15 protein-coding genes are annotated in these 17495 nt (G+C 42.8%); 5 read left to right on the top strand and 10 right to left on the bottom strand.

The genetic code is table 11. The features are described from left to right. Positions 1–2: 2 nt before the first annotated feature. From AC07E5_RS02060 to AC07E5_RS02050, 3 genes are read left to right on the top strand one after another with little or no spacing between them, the layout of a single operon-like run. Positions 3–1133 (top strand): HlyD family secretion protein, encoded by a 1131-nt coding sequence (locus AC07E5_RS02060; protein WP_005252470.1) that lies wholly within the window; start codon positions 3–5, stop codon positions 1131–1133. Further along, the gene (locus AC07E5_RS02055) at positions 1133–2263 is read left to right on the top strand and encodes an ABC transporter permease (RefSeq protein ID WP_004971855.1); all 1131 of its coding nucleotides are present in this window, start codon (positions 1133–1135) and stop codon (positions 2261–2263) included. Before AC07E5_RS02060 ends, AC07E5_RS02055 begins: the two co-directional genes overlap by 1 nt. Further along, positions 2260–3360: an ABC transporter permease gene (locus AC07E5_RS02050; RefSeq protein ID WP_498624532.1), complete on the top strand. Its 1101-nt coding sequence runs from the start codon at positions 2260–2262 to the stop codon at positions 3358–3360. The genes AC07E5_RS02055 and AC07E5_RS02050 overlap by 4 nt, the downstream gene beginning before the upstream one ends. 27 nt (positions 3361–3387) lie before the next feature. Here the strand turns inward: AC07E5_RS02050 and AC07E5_RS02045 are convergent, their stop codons facing one another. From AC07E5_RS02045 to lptM, 10 genes are all read right to left on the bottom strand, one after another. Beyond that, on the bottom strand, positions 3388–3813 hold the full coding sequence (locus tag AC07E5_RS02045) for a DUF3887 domain-containing protein (protein ID WP_096901142.1): 426 nt from the start codon (positions 3811–3813) through the stop codon (positions 3388–3390). Between the two features lie 68 nt (positions 3814–3881). Next, a complete protein-coding gene (gene gyrA / locus AC07E5_RS02040; RefSeq protein ID WP_498624531.1) occupies positions 3882–6857 on the bottom strand; it encodes a DNA gyrase subunit A in 2976 nt (991 codons plus the stop codon). A 404-nt stretch (positions 6858–7261) separates the two neighbouring features. Further along, positions 7262–8194: an electron transfer flavoprotein subunit alpha/FixB family protein gene (locus AC07E5_RS02035; RefSeq protein ID WP_004971866.1), complete on the bottom strand. Its 933-nt coding sequence runs from the start codon at positions 8192–8194 to the stop codon at positions 7262–7264. Positions 8195–8212: 18 nt separating this feature from the next. Next, a complete protein-coding gene (locus AC07E5_RS02030) occupies positions 8213–8962 on the bottom strand; it encodes an electron transfer flavoprotein subunit beta/FixA family protein (protein WP_179994645.1) in 750 nt (249 codons plus the stop codon). A gap of 547 nt (positions 8963–9509) precedes the next feature. Beyond that, positions 9510–9881 carry a hypothetical protein gene (locus AC07E5_RS02025; protein ID WP_004971871.1) on the bottom strand — a complete coding sequence of 124 codons (372 nt, stop codon included), beginning with the start codon at positions 9879–9881 and terminating at the stop codon, positions 9510–9512. A 283-nt stretch (positions 9882–10164) separates the two neighbouring features. Further along, the gene (gene xerA / locus AC07E5_RS02020; protein ID WP_004971874.1) at positions 10165–11079 is read right to left on the bottom strand and encodes a site-specific tyrosine recombinase/integron integrase; all 915 of its coding nucleotides are present in this window, start codon (positions 11077–11079) and stop codon (positions 10165–10167) included. Continuing rightward, on the bottom strand, positions 11079–11717 hold the full coding sequence (locus AC07E5_RS02015) for an alpha/beta fold hydrolase (RefSeq protein ID WP_498624530.1): 639 nt from the start codon (positions 11715–11717) through the stop codon (positions 11079–11081). Before AC07E5_RS02015 ends, xerA begins: the two co-directional genes overlap by 1 nt. A 131-nt stretch (positions 11718–11848) precedes the next feature. Next, complete coding sequence (gene dapF, locus AC07E5_RS02010; RefSeq protein WP_004971880.1) at positions 11849–12694, bottom strand: diaminopimelate epimerase; 846 nt, start codon at positions 12692–12694, stop codon at positions 11849–11851. Between the two features lie 12 nt (positions 12695–12706). Then, a complete protein-coding gene (lysA, locus tag AC07E5_RS02005) occupies positions 12707–13951 on the bottom strand; it encodes a diaminopimelate decarboxylase (RefSeq protein WP_498624529.1) in 1245 nt (414 codons plus the stop codon). A 24-nt stretch (positions 13952–13975) separates the two neighbouring features. Beyond that, complete coding sequence (gene lptM / locus AC07E5_RS02000) at positions 13976–14215, bottom strand: LPS translocon maturation chaperone LptM (protein WP_498624528.1); 240 nt, start codon at positions 14213–14215, stop codon at positions 13976–13978. A 359-nt stretch (positions 14216–14574) separates the two neighbouring features. Here lptM and AC07E5_RS01995 point away from each other — a divergent pair, with 359 nt between their 5' ends. Together AC07E5_RS01995 and radA are read left to right on the top strand one after the other, a co-directional pair. Beyond that, positions 14575–15930: an alanine/glycine:cation symporter family protein gene (locus AC07E5_RS01995; protein ID WP_498624527.1), complete on the top strand. Its 1356-nt coding sequence runs from the start codon at positions 14575–14577 to the stop codon at positions 15928–15930. Between the two features lie 157 nt (positions 15931–16087). Continuing rightward, complete coding sequence (gene radA / locus AC07E5_RS01990; protein WP_104853204.1) at positions 16088–17479, top strand: DNA repair protein RadA; 1392 nt, start codon at positions 16088–16090, stop codon at positions 17477–17479. The last annotated feature ends 16 nt before the right edge of the window (positions 17480–17495 follow it).

Genomic DNA, 17495 nt, shown 5'->3' with positions numbered 1-17495 from the left:
ACATGAACGAAGATCAAAAACCCAATGATCCTGTGAATGAAGTGGCTTCATCCAGCGATACAGAAAAATCTCCTGCGCAACAGGTAGAAACAAAAACTGAAATAGAAAACAACGCGACGACTTCGACCGAGCAACAACAAGCTCCTGAAATCGCTAAAAAGAAAAAATATTTATTGCTCGCCCTGATTCCAGTTCTGCTGGCAGTCATCGCTTTTGGATTGTGGAAAAGCTACCAACCGGCTCCGCTTGAATTGCAGGGTCGTGTAGAAGCTGAAACAGTTCAGGTGGCGACCAAAGTGCCAAGCCGTATTGAAGAAATCTATGTAGAAGAAGGTCAGCGGGTCAAAAAAGGCGATGTACTGGTGCGCTTAAACAGCCCGGAAATTCAGGCCAAAAAACAGCAAGCCGCAGCGGCTTTACAATCTGCGCTGGCCTTACAATCGACTGCTGAACGTGGCTCGCAGGAAGAAAATATCGCCAGTCTGTATGCCAACTGGCAATCGCTGAAAGCACAGCAAAATTTAGCCAAAGTTTCTTATGAGCGTGGTGCAAATTTATTGAAGGAAGGTGTGATTTCACGCCAGCGCCGTGATGAATTGTATGCAGCCAGTCAATCAGCGGCGCAAATGACAGAAGCAGCGTATCAGCAATACGCACGTGCCAAACGTGGCAGCACCTCGCAGCAAAAGAGTTCTGCCGATGCACAAGTAGATATTGCCCAGGCTGCGCTGGATGAAGCCAATGCTTTAGAAGCAGAAACCCAATTAGTAGCACCTGTAAACGGAACGGTGTCTAAAACCTATGGCAAAGTCTCGGAGCTGGTAGCCACCGCAGTCCCTGTGGTCAGCCTGATTGAAGATCAAATGTGGGTGAGCCTGAATATTCGTGAAGACCAATATGCCCCATTTCAGAAAATGAGCAGTATTGAAGGTTATATTCCCGCCCTAGATAAAACCGCCACTTTTCAAATTAGACAGATCAGTGCTGAAGGTGAATTTGCCACCATTAAGACCACACGTCAAACCGGCGGTTATGATGTGCGCAGTTTTAAGCTTCATCTTGTACCCACACCAGCGATTTCTGAACTGAAAGTCGGGATGAGCGTGTTATTTAAACTGAAAGAGACCCGATAATGTGGACGGGTATATGGCGCGAACTGCGCTATCTGCTCAGCGAAAAATGGGATCTGTGTCTGGTCACGCTGGCACCTGCACTGGTGATTATTTTATTCAGCAGCATGTTTGCTCAAGGGAAATCGGATCATTTACCGATTGCGATTATTGATCAAGACCAGAGTGCGCTGAGTCAAAGCATTTATCAACATGTGGCGCTGAATCATACTCTTAAAATTGCTACGGTGTCGGAACAAACAGCTGAAATTGAGCGCCTGTTAAATCAAAATAAAATTTGGGGTTATATCCATATTCCAAGCGGTGCCGAGCAACGTCTGGTTCGTGCCCAGGATGCTGACATCAGTATTGCTTTTAACCAGAGTTATTTCAGTATTGGAAATACCATTTCCTCGGCCATGCTGGTCAGTACCCTACAAGCACTCGCTGAATTTAGCGGACAGCAATATCTGGGCAACCGACTCCCCTCTCTCGAAGCACCGTCACCGCATATTAAAATATCTCCGCTGTATAATCCGCAGCTGAATTATGAATTCTATCTGGAACCCTATGTCATTCCGGCAATTCTGCATTTACTGCTGTGTTGTTGTGTGGCATTTTCCGTCGGTCAGGAACTGAAGCGGCAGACCTTAACAAGCTGGATTAGCAACTCATCCATCTGGATGGCATTGCTGTCTAAGAACCTGATCTATGTGGCTATTTTTAGTCTATGGACCTGGATCTGGATGTTCTGGCTGATTGAAATTCGCGGCTGGTTTGTTGCCGGCTCGCTCGCTCTGATTCTATCGGCACAATTTCTGCTATATAGCGCTTATGCATTTTTAAGCAGTGCAGTGGTTCTGGCAACCAAAGATTTAAGTAAATCTTTTGGCATCATTGCGGTCTATGGTGGTTCATCTTTAAGTTTTGCCGGTGTGACTTTACCTTTAAATAATGCGCCCCTATTCACACAGTTCTGGTCCAATATTATTCCGTTTACGCCCTATGCCAAATTACAAACTGAACAATGGGTGATTGGTAGTCCATTGCATATTTCACTGCAAGCTGGATTCATGCTGCTGATCTATGCCCTAGTTTACGCTCTGCTGGCTTATCTGTTTCTTAAAAAAATAGTTAAAGGAGCAGTCCAATGAAATCCCTCTGGTTTTACTATCTGCAAAGCTTTAAGGATATTGTCAGTCACGGCACGATCTTTACCACGCTTATTCTATCCGTCTTGTTTTACAGCTTTTTTTATCCAACCGCTTATCAGGCACAGCAGGCTGAAGCCTTACCGATTATTATTGTCGATGAAGAACAAAGTAACTTAAGCACCCGTATTATTGGTCAAGTGGCACAAAGCCCCAATGTGGAGATTGAGGCGATTACCGGCAATTTTTCCGAGGCCAAACAATGGGTGGAATCACAAAAAGCCGATGGTATTTTACTTCTGCCGGACAATTTATCGCAAAGCTTAAGGCATGGTGAAACAGGTGGCATTGGCCTGTATTTAAGTACAGCCAACTTTTTAGTAACCAAACAAATTGGTCTGGGCTTAGCCACATCAGTTGAGCAAACTTTGGCAGATTATACTGAACGCTTTGGCAAGGTCTCGGATTTTTCACCTGCCCTTTCTGTGCATCAAATTCCTTTATTTAATCCGCTGTCCGGCTATGGCAGCTATGTCTTTCCTGCGGTTGCACCTTTAATTATCCACCAAACCATTCTTTTGGGTTTGAGTATGCTGATTTTGGTATATCGGGAAAGAAAAATAGAATTAAACACAAATGCATTGATTGGGATGTGTTTAGCGGTCTTCACCATTGGTTGTCTGGGATGTTTCTATTTATTCGGCTTTAGCTTCTGGCTATTTGATTATCCGCGCGGTGGCAACCTGCTCGGGATGCTGCTGGCTGTTGCGGTTTTTATCTACACGATAATTGGCATGACCTGCTTATTTGCTAGTTTTCTGGATCTGCCGGAACGTGCGGGGCATGTCATTGTATTCACTTCTATTCCACTGTTCTTTTTATCTGGTGCGGCCTGGCCGCATGGTGCCATGCCCACCTGGATGCAAGTCGTTGGCGAAATCCTGCCCTCTACCCAAATTGTGCAAATGTTTATTCAACTCAATCAGATGGGTGTGCCTACAACACTGATCTTGCCTAAATTGCTCTATCTTGGAATGATCGGTAGCTTGTGCTTTTTTTTGGCTTATCGACGTTTAATTTCTGGTCATCAAAGCAGATAGAGCATTATAGCAATGCTCCTATTCCACTTATTTACCCGATTCGCCAAAGACTTGAATATTGAAATTACGAATCTTGTTGCTACCATTCGGCTTGTCAAAACTAACATCATACTGAACCAGATTTTCCGGATAGGCAATTTCATAGCTGACCTTATATTGCCCAAGCTGATTGGTTGCTTCTTCAATCTCTTTGGTCATTAAAGTCTTAGACTTGTATTCACCTTGAGGAATTGAACGTGAAAAGCGTTTCATCAGCTTTTCATTGTCCTTAAACTGGGTTTGCAACTGCGGCTCTAACTGATCCAAAAACTCGTCATACTTCCCATCACGCAAATCCTCATAGGCTAGCTGTGCCGCCTTTTCCTGTTCAGGACTCGGATCTGGAATATTGTCCATTGAATTACAGCCACTCAATGCAACCGCTGCTGCCAACAACATTAATTTGGTTTTCATCGCTTACCCTTATGCAGTCAACGTTTATAAAAAAGGACGCCGAAGCGCCCTTTTTATCAGTAAAAAACTTATTCTTCTACTGAATTTTCACCGTCTTTTTCCACTTGCTCAGTTTCAGCAACTGCATCCGTTTCAGCCACTAAAGATTCTGCACCTTCAATCGCTTCAACAAACTCGTCTTCTTCAACAGCTTCAATCGCTTCTACACCCACCAGTGTTTCGTTTTCACCCAAGCGGATTAAACGTACACCTTGTGCATTACGACCTGTTTGCGCCACTTCAGAAGCGCGAGTACGCACTAATGTACCGCCATCAGAAATCAGCATCAGTTCTTTGCTTTCATCAATAGCAACTGCACCGACCAATTCACCATTACGTTCAGAGGTCTTAATGGCAATCACACCTTTACCACCACGTTTTTTGGTTGGGAAGTCGTCTACAGGTGTACGCTTACCATAACCATTCGCCGAAGCACACAAAACTTCGCCTGTTTCTGGTACTACGACTAGCGATACGATACGGCTGATGAGTGCTGAATCTGAACTGTCTTCATCATCGCCATCGACTTCTACATCTTCGACATCTTCAACTTGTGCTGAACCAAAGCTGACACGCATACCACGTACGCCTTTGGCCGCACGACCCATTGAACGTACATCGGTTTCAGCAAAACGAATCGCTTTACCTTCATTGGAGAACAACATAATTTGCTGTTCGCCATCGGTAATTGCAACACCAATTAAAGTGTCTTCTTCATTCAATTCAATGGCACGTAAACCATTCGAACGTACGTTACTGAATTGTTCCAATTCAACACGTTTCACTGTACCTGATGCCGTTGCCATAAAGACATAAAAGTTTTTACGCAAGGCTTCTGCTTGTGATGCAAATTCTGCAATGATCTCATCGTCTAAATCGGTTGCAGAAAGCTCTACACCCAATTGTTTCAATTGCACACGCAAAGCATCAGATAAATCATCACCATCTGCTAATTCAGCAAAGGCAGCTTCTAATTCTGCATAATGTGCAGCAATGATTGCGTTGGTTTGTAGATGTGCCGCATTGGCTTTCACATAGCTACGGAAGTCTGCCAACCGCTCAGTAAATTTCTTCGGCGCATCAATGACAGGTAAAATCGCGGTGATGGTTTCGTTGGCATCTAACGGCAACAAGTTCACCATTGGACGACCTTTAGCACCACGCGATGCTTGCGGCACTTCAAACACTTTCAGACGGTACACTTTACCCACATCGGTAAAGCACAACACCGTTGCGTGGTTAGAAGTCACAATTAAATGCTGCACATAATCGTCTTCTTTCATCGACGTTGCAGATTTACCACGACCACCACGACGCTGTGCTGCGTAATCTGATAATGGCTGAGTTTTTGCATAACCTGTTTGTGAAACTGTCAGTACCACTTGTTCTTCTGGGATTAAATCTTCACGCGAGAAATCAATGCGAGATTCTACAATTTCAGTACGACGTGCATCGCCATATTGTTGCAAAACTTGCGCCAATTCTTCACGAATCACGCCCATCAAAAGATTAAAGTCATTCAAAATTGCAGTTAATTCAGCAATTTGTGCCAAAATTTCAGAATATTCTGCATGTAATTTGTCTTGTTCTAGACCTGTTAAACGATGCAAACGTAATTCTAAAATTGCGGTCACTTGCGCAGGTGATAAACGATACACCTGACCATCTAAACCAAATGGGCGGTTAGGATCTTCACCTTCAATTTCGTCTGGACGTACAGAAACTGAACCAGCTTTTTCTAATAATGCGACTACACCGCCTGCTGCCCATTCGCCTACCTGTAAACGCTCACGCGCTTCGGCTGGATTTGCAGAAGATTTAATGGTTTCGATGATGGCATCAATATTGGCCAATGCGACGGTTAAGCCTTCTAAAATGTGCCCACGTTCACGTGCTTTACGCAACTCGAACATGGTACGGCGGGTCACCACTTCTTGGCGGTGACGAATAAATGCCGCAATAATATCTTTCAGGTTCATCAATTTTGGCTGACCATTGTCTAGGCAAACCATGTTGATGCTGAATGAGTTTTCTAATTGTGTATTCAAGAATAGGTTATTCACAATCACTTCAGCGTTTTCACCACGCTTCAGATCAATTGCAATACGCATCCCTTCTTTATCAGACTCATCACGTAGTTCTGAAATACCTTCGAGTTTCTTCTCTTTTACCAGTTCAGCAATACGCTCAATGGTTTTGGCTTTATTGACCTGATAAGGGATTTCAGTAAAGACGATGGTGGTACGACCAGACTTTTGATCTTCTTCAAAATGATACTTACCACGAATATGCAAACGGCCTTTGCCTGTACGGTAAGCATCGACAATGCCTGATTTACCGTAGATGATGCCACCTGTAGGGAAGTCTGGACCAGTAATATGTTCCATTAGCCCTTCAATTGAAATATTTGGGTTGTCTGCATAAGCCAAACATGCATGCACCACTTCAGTCATGTTATGCGGTGCCATATTGGTCGCCATACCCACCGCAATACCTGCAGCACCATTGACCAATAGGTTTGGAATACGAGTTGGCATTACTTGAGGAATACGCTCAGAGCCGTCGTAGTTATCTTCCCAATCGACGGTGTCCTTTTCTAAATCGGCCAACAATTCGTGGGTAAGTTTGCGCATACGGACTTCGGTATAACGCATAGCTGCAGCACTATCGCCATCAATCGAACCGAAGTTACCCTGACCATCGACCAATTGATAACGCAAACTGAAATCTTGCGCCATGCGAACAATCGTTTCGTAAACTGCAGAATCACCATGTGGGTGATATTTACCGATGACGTCACCGACTACACGGGCAGACTTTTTGTAAGCTTTGTTGTAGTCATTGCCCAATTCGTGCATTGCGAATAGCACACGACGATGCACAGGTTTTAGACCATCTCGTACATCTGGCAGCGCACGTGACACAATCACGCTCATCGCATAGTCTAAATACGAGTGCTTGAGTTCATCCTCAATGGCAATCGGTCTAATTTCCGATACGCTCATGCATACTCCTTATTCTGCAAACAAATTTTGCTTGCATTTTATATGTCGTAAAACTTGCAAATGATTAGCCTGAAATGCAGGCTAAAAATAAAAACTAGCGAAAAATTATAGCATATACGCCTGTGTTTTTGTGCTTTAGAGATGATCTTAATCTTGTTAATTTACTTAAATTTAACGGTGATTTTTTAGGCAAAAAAATATTCACACCCAAGAAATAAAAGTGCTTCATATTTTTAAGAGTCACGTCAAAATATCTTCAACATATACTTGCTCGATATGTACCCACATATACGCTAAGTTCACATAATGTACTTAAAACCAATCACTGCATCTTAATTAAAAAAAGACAATAAAAAACGCCTCTATGTTATTCACATAGAGGCGTTATAGACTGTGTTCAGTAATTAGATTTTAGAAACCAATTCTGGAACAACAGTGTTCAAGTCACCCACTAACCAGTAGTCAGCTACTGCGTTGATTGGCGCTTCTTCGTCTTTGTTGATCGCAACGATCACTTTAGAGTCTTTCATACCTGCCAAGTGCTGGATCGCACCCGAGATACCTACAGCGATATACAAATCAGGTGCAACAATTTTACCTGTTTGACCAACTTGCATGTCGTTTGGTACGAAGCCTGCATCTACTGCTGCACGAGATGCACCTTGTGCTGCACCAAGTTTGTCTGCTAATGGATCAAGTACTTTGTGATAATTCTCACCAGAACCTACACCACGACCACCAGAAACTACAATACGTGCTGCAGTTAATTCTGGACGCTCTGATTTCACAATTTCTTCAGAAACGAACTTAGAAATACCTGCATCACCTGTCACAGTCGCAGCTTCAACCGCAGCCGAACCACCTTCTGCAGCCACTGGGTCAAATGCTGTACCACGTACAGTACCTACCACAATCGCTTCTGAAGATTCTACAGTTGCAATCGCGTTACCTGCATAAATTGGACGCTTGAATGTCTTTGCAGAATCTACAGCGACGATGTCTGTGATCATGCTAACATCAAGAAGCGCAGCTGCACGCGGTAAAATATTTTTACCTGTTGTTGTAGAAGCAGCAAGGATATGGCTATAACCTTTGCCCAATTCTGCAACAAGTTTTGCTACGTTTTCAGCCAATTGGTTTGCATAAGCTGCATCGTCAGCAAGTAATACTTTGCTTACACCTGCAACTTTAGCTGCTTGGTCTGCAACTGCTTGTGCACCAGAACCCGCAACCAATACAGTGATATCACCACCGATTTTTTGAGCTGCAGCAACAACGTTTAATGTTGCACCATTTAGTGCTTTATTGTCGTGCTCAGCGATAACTAAAATACTCATGATTTTTATCCTTCTGTATTAGATCACTTTCGCTTCGTTTTTCAATTTTTCTACAAGCTCATCTACAGATTTCACTTGTACGCCCGCTTTACGCTCAGCAGGTGCTTCAACTTTTACAGTTTTCAGCTTAGAACCTGTTGCAACGCCATAATCTGCAGGAGATTTGGTGTCTAGCGGTTTTTTACGTGCTTTCATGATGTTTGGAAGTGCCGCATAACGTGGCTCATTCAAACGTAAGTCAGTGGTGATGATTGCAGGAAGTGCAAGCTCAACAGTTTGTAAACCACCGTCAATTTCACGTGTTACCTGAACTTTGTCGCCATCTACTTTTACTTCTGAAGCAAAAGTACCCTGACCTGCACCAAGTAAAGCGCCTAGCATTTGACCAACTTGGTTAGAGTCGTCATCAATAGCTTGCTTACCCAATAAAATAAGTTGTGGTTGTTCTTGTTCAACAACACCTTTTAAGATTTTAGCCACTTCAAGTGCACCAATCTCATCGGCTGTTTCAACCAAAATACCACGGTCTGCACCAAGCGCCATTGCAGAACGAATTTGTTCCTGCGCTTCTTTAGGACCAATGGATACCACTACGATTTCTGAAACAGTTCCTTTTTCTTTTAAACGAACCGCTTCTTCCACTGCGATTTCACAGAATGGGTTAATTGACATCTTAACGTTAGTTAGGTCAACTCCACTATTATCCGGCTTAACGCGAACTTTAACGTTGGCATCTACCACACGTTTTACAGCAACAAGAGCCTTCATGTAATCCTCGGCTGTTTTAGCAAAAGTAAATATTGAGAAAAGTTAATAATAACTCTTCGCTTTAAATTTTTTAGGTGTCCTATCTTGCTATGTGATCGGCATTTCGGTCAAGTCAGAATTGTCTAAACAAGGCTAAAAATGCCGAAAATTAACTGAACGATGCGTTCATACTTTTTTATTTCTAAAAATTAACAAACCAAGCGACGATTATATAAGCAATTTTAAGCTTTGATTTATATTATGTTTTTTATTTATTTCCCTCATCAACAAGATTGATTGAAATGCAATTCAAATTGAGTTCCGCCTACAATTTAAGCAAAGTTCCTTACATAAAACCCCATAATCTGACTGTCATTAAAGATAGAAAACTTTATTTTTTGCAGTATTTTTTCAGATATAAATGCTCTTTTAAAATGTGACTGCTGGTTCACAAAACTGTATTCAGCAGTTTATTGGGTATGAAATAAACAATCTGTTTTATTTTGATGGATATTTATGCGCTTTCACCACGCCACCTCCCTGATAAAGGGCATAAAAAAAACTCAGCTTAAACTTGCTGAGTTTCTAAAAAGTCACGGTGGATATGACTTAAATCTATCAACTCATAGGCCTGTAAATTAAAAATTTCCCAAACTGCAATAAAATCTTCTTTTACATCTATTTTACTACCAGCGGATGAGCGTGCTTGCCACTGCTGATCTGAAATCCATAAATAGCTTTGTTGCGTTTGCGGATGAATCGCCTGCATTTTACCTTCGGCATTAATACCCTGCACTAAACAATCGGCAGGTAGTTCTTGCTCGATCATCGGCAAGCTTATTTCGACAAAATGTTTCACTTGACGCAAGCCATAACCTGCAAAAATTTCTTTTTGGCTTGGGCTTAATTGTTCATATTTTTCTTGAAGATTCGAAATCATGGTTTTGCCTATCATTTGATATCCAAAGTGTTATGCAGTGGAACAAAAAATAATGTCATCCATGTCTATTATTCGTGTGACCCACTCTTTCTGCTTCTTTATACTGCATAACGCACTTTTTTATTATTCTACAATAGTTGCAATGACATCTTGGTGAAAGCGCTTTTACTTAAAGTATTAAGTACAGCACAAAGGCTTTACAACTGACTGTGAGAAAAATATTTGCAGTATGAAATAGCTATATTTTAACTTGCAAAAATAATGCCGACTTTAAGCAAAAGCTTTACTTTTTACTCGCACGTGGATGTGCCTGATCATAAACCCGTGCCAATTGATCAAAATCGACATGAGTATAAATTTGCGTGGTGCTTAAATTGCTATGCCCAAGCATTTCTTGGACTGCACGTATATCCCCACTATTCGACAGCATGTGACTTGCAAAACAATGTCGCAATAAGTGCGGATGCAAATCGACATTAACGCCCGCACGCTGCGCCTGAAACTTCACCCGATTTTCAATTTGGCGTGCTTTTAAAGGTTCACCTTTTTGAGTAATAAACAATGCTGCATCGGGTACAAAATCGCCCTGCCATAAAGGGTAAATCTGCAGCCATTGCATCACCGCATCTTTGGCTTTGCGACCAAAAGGCACAATACGGGTTTTATTGCCTTTACCCGTAATGCGCAGCAATTGACGGTTAAAATCTAAATCGCGGATACGTAAACTTTGTACCTCTGCTAGGCGCAAACCACTCGAATAGAGCAATTCTAAAATCGCTTTATCGCGCCGCCACATTTGTTGTTGTACTTCAGTTTCAGGTTCAGGCTGATCTAAAATTTGATGAATCGTTTCAATATCAATCAAACCAGGCAAAGGTCGTGGCTGACGTTTTAACTGAAAATTATCAATTGGATTAAATTGTAAATACTGCCCTTGCTCGGCCCATTTCATAAACTGACGAATCGCTGACAACATGCGCTGTAAACTGCTGCTATTTAACTGTTGCTGTTCTACTTTTTGCGCTAAATAATGGCGCAAATCTGCAGCCTCTACATCATATAAGGCAAGTTGTTGTTGCTCACAAAAGCTAAAAAAATCGTTTAAATCGCGTGCGTAGGCTTTTAACGTATGCGGTGACTGCTGTTGTATTTCTCGTTCTTTGAGCCACATCTTTAATAGTTGCTGCGGATCGTACATTAGTCACGCTCCGATTGCTGAACTGCGGCAAACTGAGATAAATAAGCAGCAATGTGTTCAGCCGCCTGATCTGCATGTGTTTCTAAAAACAAATGATCACCATCATGCACAATTTTTAATACGGCTTGTGGAAATTGTTGTTGTAAAAACTCACCTACCGCCAGTGGACTTATCGGGTCTTTATCACCCCATAACAACAAAATAGGCATGTTGATTTTAGCAAAGTCTACCGTGTAATCGGCCTTTGCCTCTACAAACCAGTCAGGATAATTTAAATCACTTGCTTGATAGTCTTGTCGCCAATCTTGCACCTGAAAACTGCTTAAATCCATGCCACCAGATGTTGCAACCAATACTAATCCTTTGACTTTTTCTGGATATTGCAACGCGGCAGCAACTGCAAAAATACCACCCATCGACTGTGCAATGATAATGCAATCATCTGGGATATTCGCCAACACATAAGCCTGCAAACTTGCAAAATCATGTACCTGTGAATGTGCAGGTTGATGATTAAATTCAGGATAAGCCACAATTTTTACAGCATTCTGCCACGGCAAATTTTCAATTTTTTCGATTAGCGGATGAAAAAATGCGGTATTGCCTGAAGCGCCAGGTAAAAAAATCAGTTGCGGCATAATGAGTAGAAGTTTTTAGAGTGACATTCAGTACAGCATACCTAATCCGTGCTGCAAGATACAAAAAAGCACCATTCGTTTTGAAAAGTGCTTTTAAGTAAGATAAGAGCTGTTCATGTTAGAACGAAACATCAGCCCTGAAAATAATTTAAATCCAAACGACCGTGATAGACATTAGCAGTTGGCCCTGTCATCCACACCACATCGCCTTCACGCCATTCGATTTGCAACTTACCACCTGCCAGTTCAATTTCAACTGAATTAGACAATAAGCCACGGCGCATACCCGAAACGGCTGCAGCACATGCACCTGTACCACAAGCCAAGGTTTCACCTACGCCACGTTCAAACACACGCAAACGCGCATGTTTTTCGTCAATGATTTGCATAAAACCTGCATTGACGCGCTGTGGAAAACGCTCGTGTGATTCCACTTGTGGGCCAATACCTGCAACATCGGCAGTCAATACATCAGGCACAATGGTCACAGCATGAGGATTGCCTATGTTCACCACATCAATGGTCAATGCAGCACCATCTTTCAGCGCAATGTCATATAAGTTATCAGGCTCATCGGCAATGAATGGAATCTCATGCGGCAAGAATTTTGGATAGCCCATATTCACCCGCACCCAACCGTTTTGCCCCAATTCAGGCTCTACAATGCCTGCCTTGGTTTGCACCTTGATTTTGGTTTTGGTCGTAAGCTGACGTTCATGCACAAAACGTGCAAAACAACGCACACCATTGCCGCACTGCTCCACTTCAGAACCATCGGCATTGAAAATGCGATATTTAAAATCGACATTTGGTAAATCGGGCGGTTCCACAATCAGGAGTTGGTCAAAGCCAATCCCGAAGTGGCGGTCTGCAAGGCGTTGAATAGTCAGCGCATCCAAATACGCCCGCTGGCTGATGAGATCAACCACCATGAAGTCATTGCCCAGACCATGCATTTTGGTAAATTCTAATAACATCTCGAATTCCCCTTATGGCAATAAACGCTCTCTTTCCCACAGCGATTCAATGCTTTCACGTTCACGAATTAAATGTGCTTGATCTGCATCGACCATGACTTCAGCTGCACGACCACGGCTGTTGTAGTTAGAACTCATCACAAAACCGTATGCGCCCGCACCCATCACAGCCAAAACATCATTTTCTTTGATCGCAAGCTGACGTTCTTTACCCAAGAAGTCGCCTGTTTCACAAATTGCACCAACCACATCCCATGCTTTGCTTTCAACATCGGTACGTGGCGTCACTGGCTGAATATCCATCCACGCTTCATACAATGCAGGGCGGATTAAGTCATTCATTGCTGCATCAATAATTGCAAAATTACGATGTGTGGTCGGTTTTAATAAATCAACCTTAGTCAGCAATACACCCGCATTGGCAGAAATACTACGCCCCGGTTCCATATACACTTTAAGACCTAACTTTTCTAAAGCCGGACGCAAAGCATTGGCATATTCTTCAACTGTTGGTGGGGTTTCATCTTTATAAGTCACCCCTAAACCACCGCCAATATCAATGTGTTTGAGCTGAATACCCATTTTTTTTAAGGTATCAATCATCACAATTACGCGATCTAAAGCATCTACAAACGGTTGTGTTTCGGTCAATTGTGAACCGATGTGACAGTCGATGCCGACGATATCTAAGTTCGGTAAAGATGCAGCATATTCATAGGTGCTGTACACAGAATCTGACGGAATACCGAATTTATTTTCTTTTAAACCTGTCGAAATATAAGGATGGGTTTTGGCATCAACATCTGGATTAACCCGTAATGAAATTGGTGCTTTGACATTCATGCTTGCCGCAACTTTTTGAATACGGTCTAATTCTGCATGCGATTCTACGTTAAAGCAGGCAATCCCAACTTCTAACGCTTTTTGAATATCAGCTTCAGTTTTACCTAAACCTGAAAAAACTATTTTCGATGCATCACCGCCTGCTTTGAGAACACGCGCCAATTCACCGCCTGTCACAATATCAAAACCTGCACCCAACTTAGCCAATACATTCAATACCGCAAGATTAGAGTTTGACTTTACCGCAAAACAAATTTGATGATCGATAAAGTGAAACGCACGATCCATATCTAAATAATGCTTTTCAAAAGTCGCTTTTGAATAAACATAGAGTGGCGTGCCGTATTGCTGCGCAAGTTGTTGTAATGAACATTGCTCTGCATGCAATACCCCATTAATACGGGTGAAACTCATGGAGGTATCCTTTCTAAAAAAGCATTAAGGTGTAGTCGATGTAGATGCGGCGGGTGCAGCAAACTGCTGTTGCACAGGTGCGGCTGCGTCTGACGATGTTGCCGATTGTGTTGCACGTTTAGGCGCAGCATCTGGATATAGCAAATATTTCGCACGTTTGTCGTAATTTGGATCATTAGGTAACTGTAATGCACCAGACTGACCACAACCGACCAAAACCACTATTGTAAGCAAAACACTCATGCAGCAAATGACGGTACGCATCTGACCACCTATAAAATATTTTCGATGAAGTATAACGCGATCACTGCCGCGACCAAAGTGCTAATACAGAGAGATTATATTGAGCTTAGTAAAAATTCTAGCTTACTTACTATTCTGCTGGCATAGATTGACCTTATCAGGTCTGAAAAATTGCGACTTCTGACACAGATAAAGTCAATTTTATTTCAAGGCATCAATTGTCAAAATCTAAAAACTATGCAAAAAATATAACGTGCTTAAAACCAAGTTCTTTTAACAGGAAGTTTTAAAGACTGGCATATCACTTGCTTAATTTTTACAACTGTTCAACTACAGTCACAAACTAAGCATTTATACACTGCGTTTATAAGAAGAAATTTATGCAAAATTTACAATCGATGATGGAAACCCTAAGCGGTTGGGTCTGGGGTCCATACATGCTGGTTCTCATTGTGGGAACGGGCGTCTTCCTCACCTTCCGCTTATTGTTCTGGCAATTCCGCATGCTGCCACTGGCTTTTAAACAAGTCTTTTGCAAACACGACAAAGCGCAAAAAGAACCGGGCGATATTTCACATTTCGCATCACTGATGACTGCACTCTCTGCCACCATTGGTACGGGAAATATTGCAGGTGTTGCAACGGCTTGCGTCCTCGGTGGCCCGGGTGCAGTGTTTTGGATGTGGATGACTGCCCTGTTTGGTATGGCGACCAAATATGGTGAAGGTGTTTTGGCGGTTAAATACCGTATTAAAAACGAAAAAGGGCAAATGTCAGGCGGCCCAATGTACTACATTGAACGCGGACTAAAATGGAAATGGCTCGCGATTATCTTTGCCTTTTTTGGCACAGTCGCCTCGTTTGGAATTGGTAGTTCAGTACAATCCAACACCGTAGCTTTAGCAGTTGAAAATAGCTTAGGTGTAGAAACTTGGATTACTGGCGTGGTAATTACCGTATTTTCTGCATTGGTGATTTTGGGCGGAATTAGCTCAATTTCCAAAGCTTCTTCGGTGATTGTTCCAATTATGGCCATTCTGTATGTTACAGGCGGTTTAATTATCATCTTGAATAATTTACACCTTGTGGTGCCTGCACTCGAGTTAATTTTCCGTGATGCTTTTACTGGTGAAGCGGTTGCGGGTGGTGCAATTGGTGCAGTAATTCGTTACGGGGTTGCACGTGGCGTATTCTCCAACGAAGCAGGGATGGGTTCTGCCCCAATTGCTGCTGCGGCTGCAAAAACCGACCACCCTGCGCGTCAAGGTTTAGTGTCTATGACAGGTACCTTCATTGATACCATTATTGTCTGTAGCATCACGGGGATTGTTTTGGTAATGGGCTTCATTATGGCAGGTAATAGCTTTGGTGGTGCAACAGGTGCTGTACTCACCACACAGGTTTTTGACCTGTTATTGCCAGGCTTTGGTGGTTGGGTCGTCACTTTCGGGATCATCTTCTTCGCCTATTCCACCATTCTCGGTTGGAGCTATTATGGTGAAAAATGCTGTACTTATTTATTCGGCGAAAAATACGTGTTGATTTACCGCTTAATTTATATTGCTTCAGTGTTCATTGGCACCATCGCCACCCTAGATTTAGTCTGGTTATTTGCCGATACCTTTAATGGTTTAATGGCTGTACCAAACTTAATTGCCTTGTTGTTACTGTCTGGTGTGATTGCCAAAGAATCCAAAGACTTTATTGCGAAGCGCAAATCTGGCGAGTTGTATTAAATAAGCCCACTTCATTGAAATATTCCCTTCCAAATCATGAATCATACAATCACCCTCGTGGTTGTATGATTTTCTTTGAAATATCCAGATAACATTCATTTCGCGAACATTCCTCTGTATGCTGTAGTCAGTTTTAAATTGATGCAATGACTGGGTTATGGCAAAAGTAAAAAGTGTCTATCGTTGTGAACAATGTGGTGCAGACCATCCTAAATGGGCAGGTCAATGTTCAGAATGCGGGGAATGGAACTCACTGCATGAAGTCAGTATTGCCCCTGCGGTGACGCATCGTGCCCAACCTAAAATGGGCGGTGGCTATGCAGGACAAGCGGCCGCCATTACCACCCTCAATAAAGTGTCTGTATCGCACGAGACCCGTTTAACAACAGGCATTGGGGAATTTGACCGTGTTTTGGGTGGGGGTTTGGTTACGGGTTCTGTGGTACTGATTGGTGGAGATCCTGGTATCGGGAAATCGACCATTTTGCTACAAACTGCGACTCACATGGCAGCTGCCAATAACACCGCTTTATATATCACAGGTGAGGAATCTCTTTCGCAAGTGGCGTTACGCGCTCAACGATTAGACTTACCCACCGATCAACTGAAAGTTATGGCAGAAACCTGTGTCGAAAGGATTTGTGAAGTTTTGGCGCATGAACGCCCTGCGGTAGCCATTCTGGACTCGATTCAAACTTTATATACCGAAACATTGCAGTCTGCTCCAGGTGGTGTTTCACAAATTCGTGAATCAGCCGCCTTGCTGACTCGTTTTGCTAAAAATAGTGGCACTGCGCTGTTTATTGTCGGTCATGTGACCAAAGAAGGGGCTTTGGCTGGGCCGCGCGTCCTTGAACACATGGTCGATTGCGTCTTGTATTTTGAAGGACAGTCAGACTCACGCTACCGTATGATTCGAGCAGTCAAAAACCGTTTCGGTGCAGTGAATGAACTGGGCGTTTTTGGTATGACCGATAAAGGCTTACGCGAGGTTGCCAATCCATCTGCGATATTTTTGAGCCGTTATGATGAGGCAATTCCAGGTTCTATTGTCATGATTAGCCGCGAAGGAACGCGACCACTTTTAGTTGAAGTACAAGCTTTGGTGGATGATGCACATGGTCAGCCTAGACGTGTGGCTTTAGGTCTGGAACAAAACCGTCTGAATATGCTATTGGCGGTGATGCATCGGCATGGCGGCGTACAAACTTCAGGGCAAGATGTGTATGTGAATGTGGTCGGCGGCTTAAAAATTACCGAAACAGGTTCAGACCTTGCTGTACTACTTGCCTGTGCTTCTAGCTTGCGTGGCAAAGCCCTGCCACAACAATTGGCAGTATTTGGTGAGGTCGGTTTATCGGGTGAAATCCGCCCAGTACCAAATGGTCAGGAACGCTTAAAAGAAGCTATTAAACACGGATTTAAATATATTATTGTGCCGCGTGGCAATGCCCCACAAAAAGCCATTGCAGGTGTGCAAATTATTGCGGTGGCGCGTTTGCATGAAGCCTTAACTGAAGCCATGAATTTAAGTGAAAACTTAGGTTAAATCCTTGGATGATATT

Source organism: Acinetobacter seohaensis (assembly GCF_056431365.1).
Note: the sequence above shows the minus strand (reverse complement) of the source record. Positions and strands in the feature narration are given on the sequence as shown.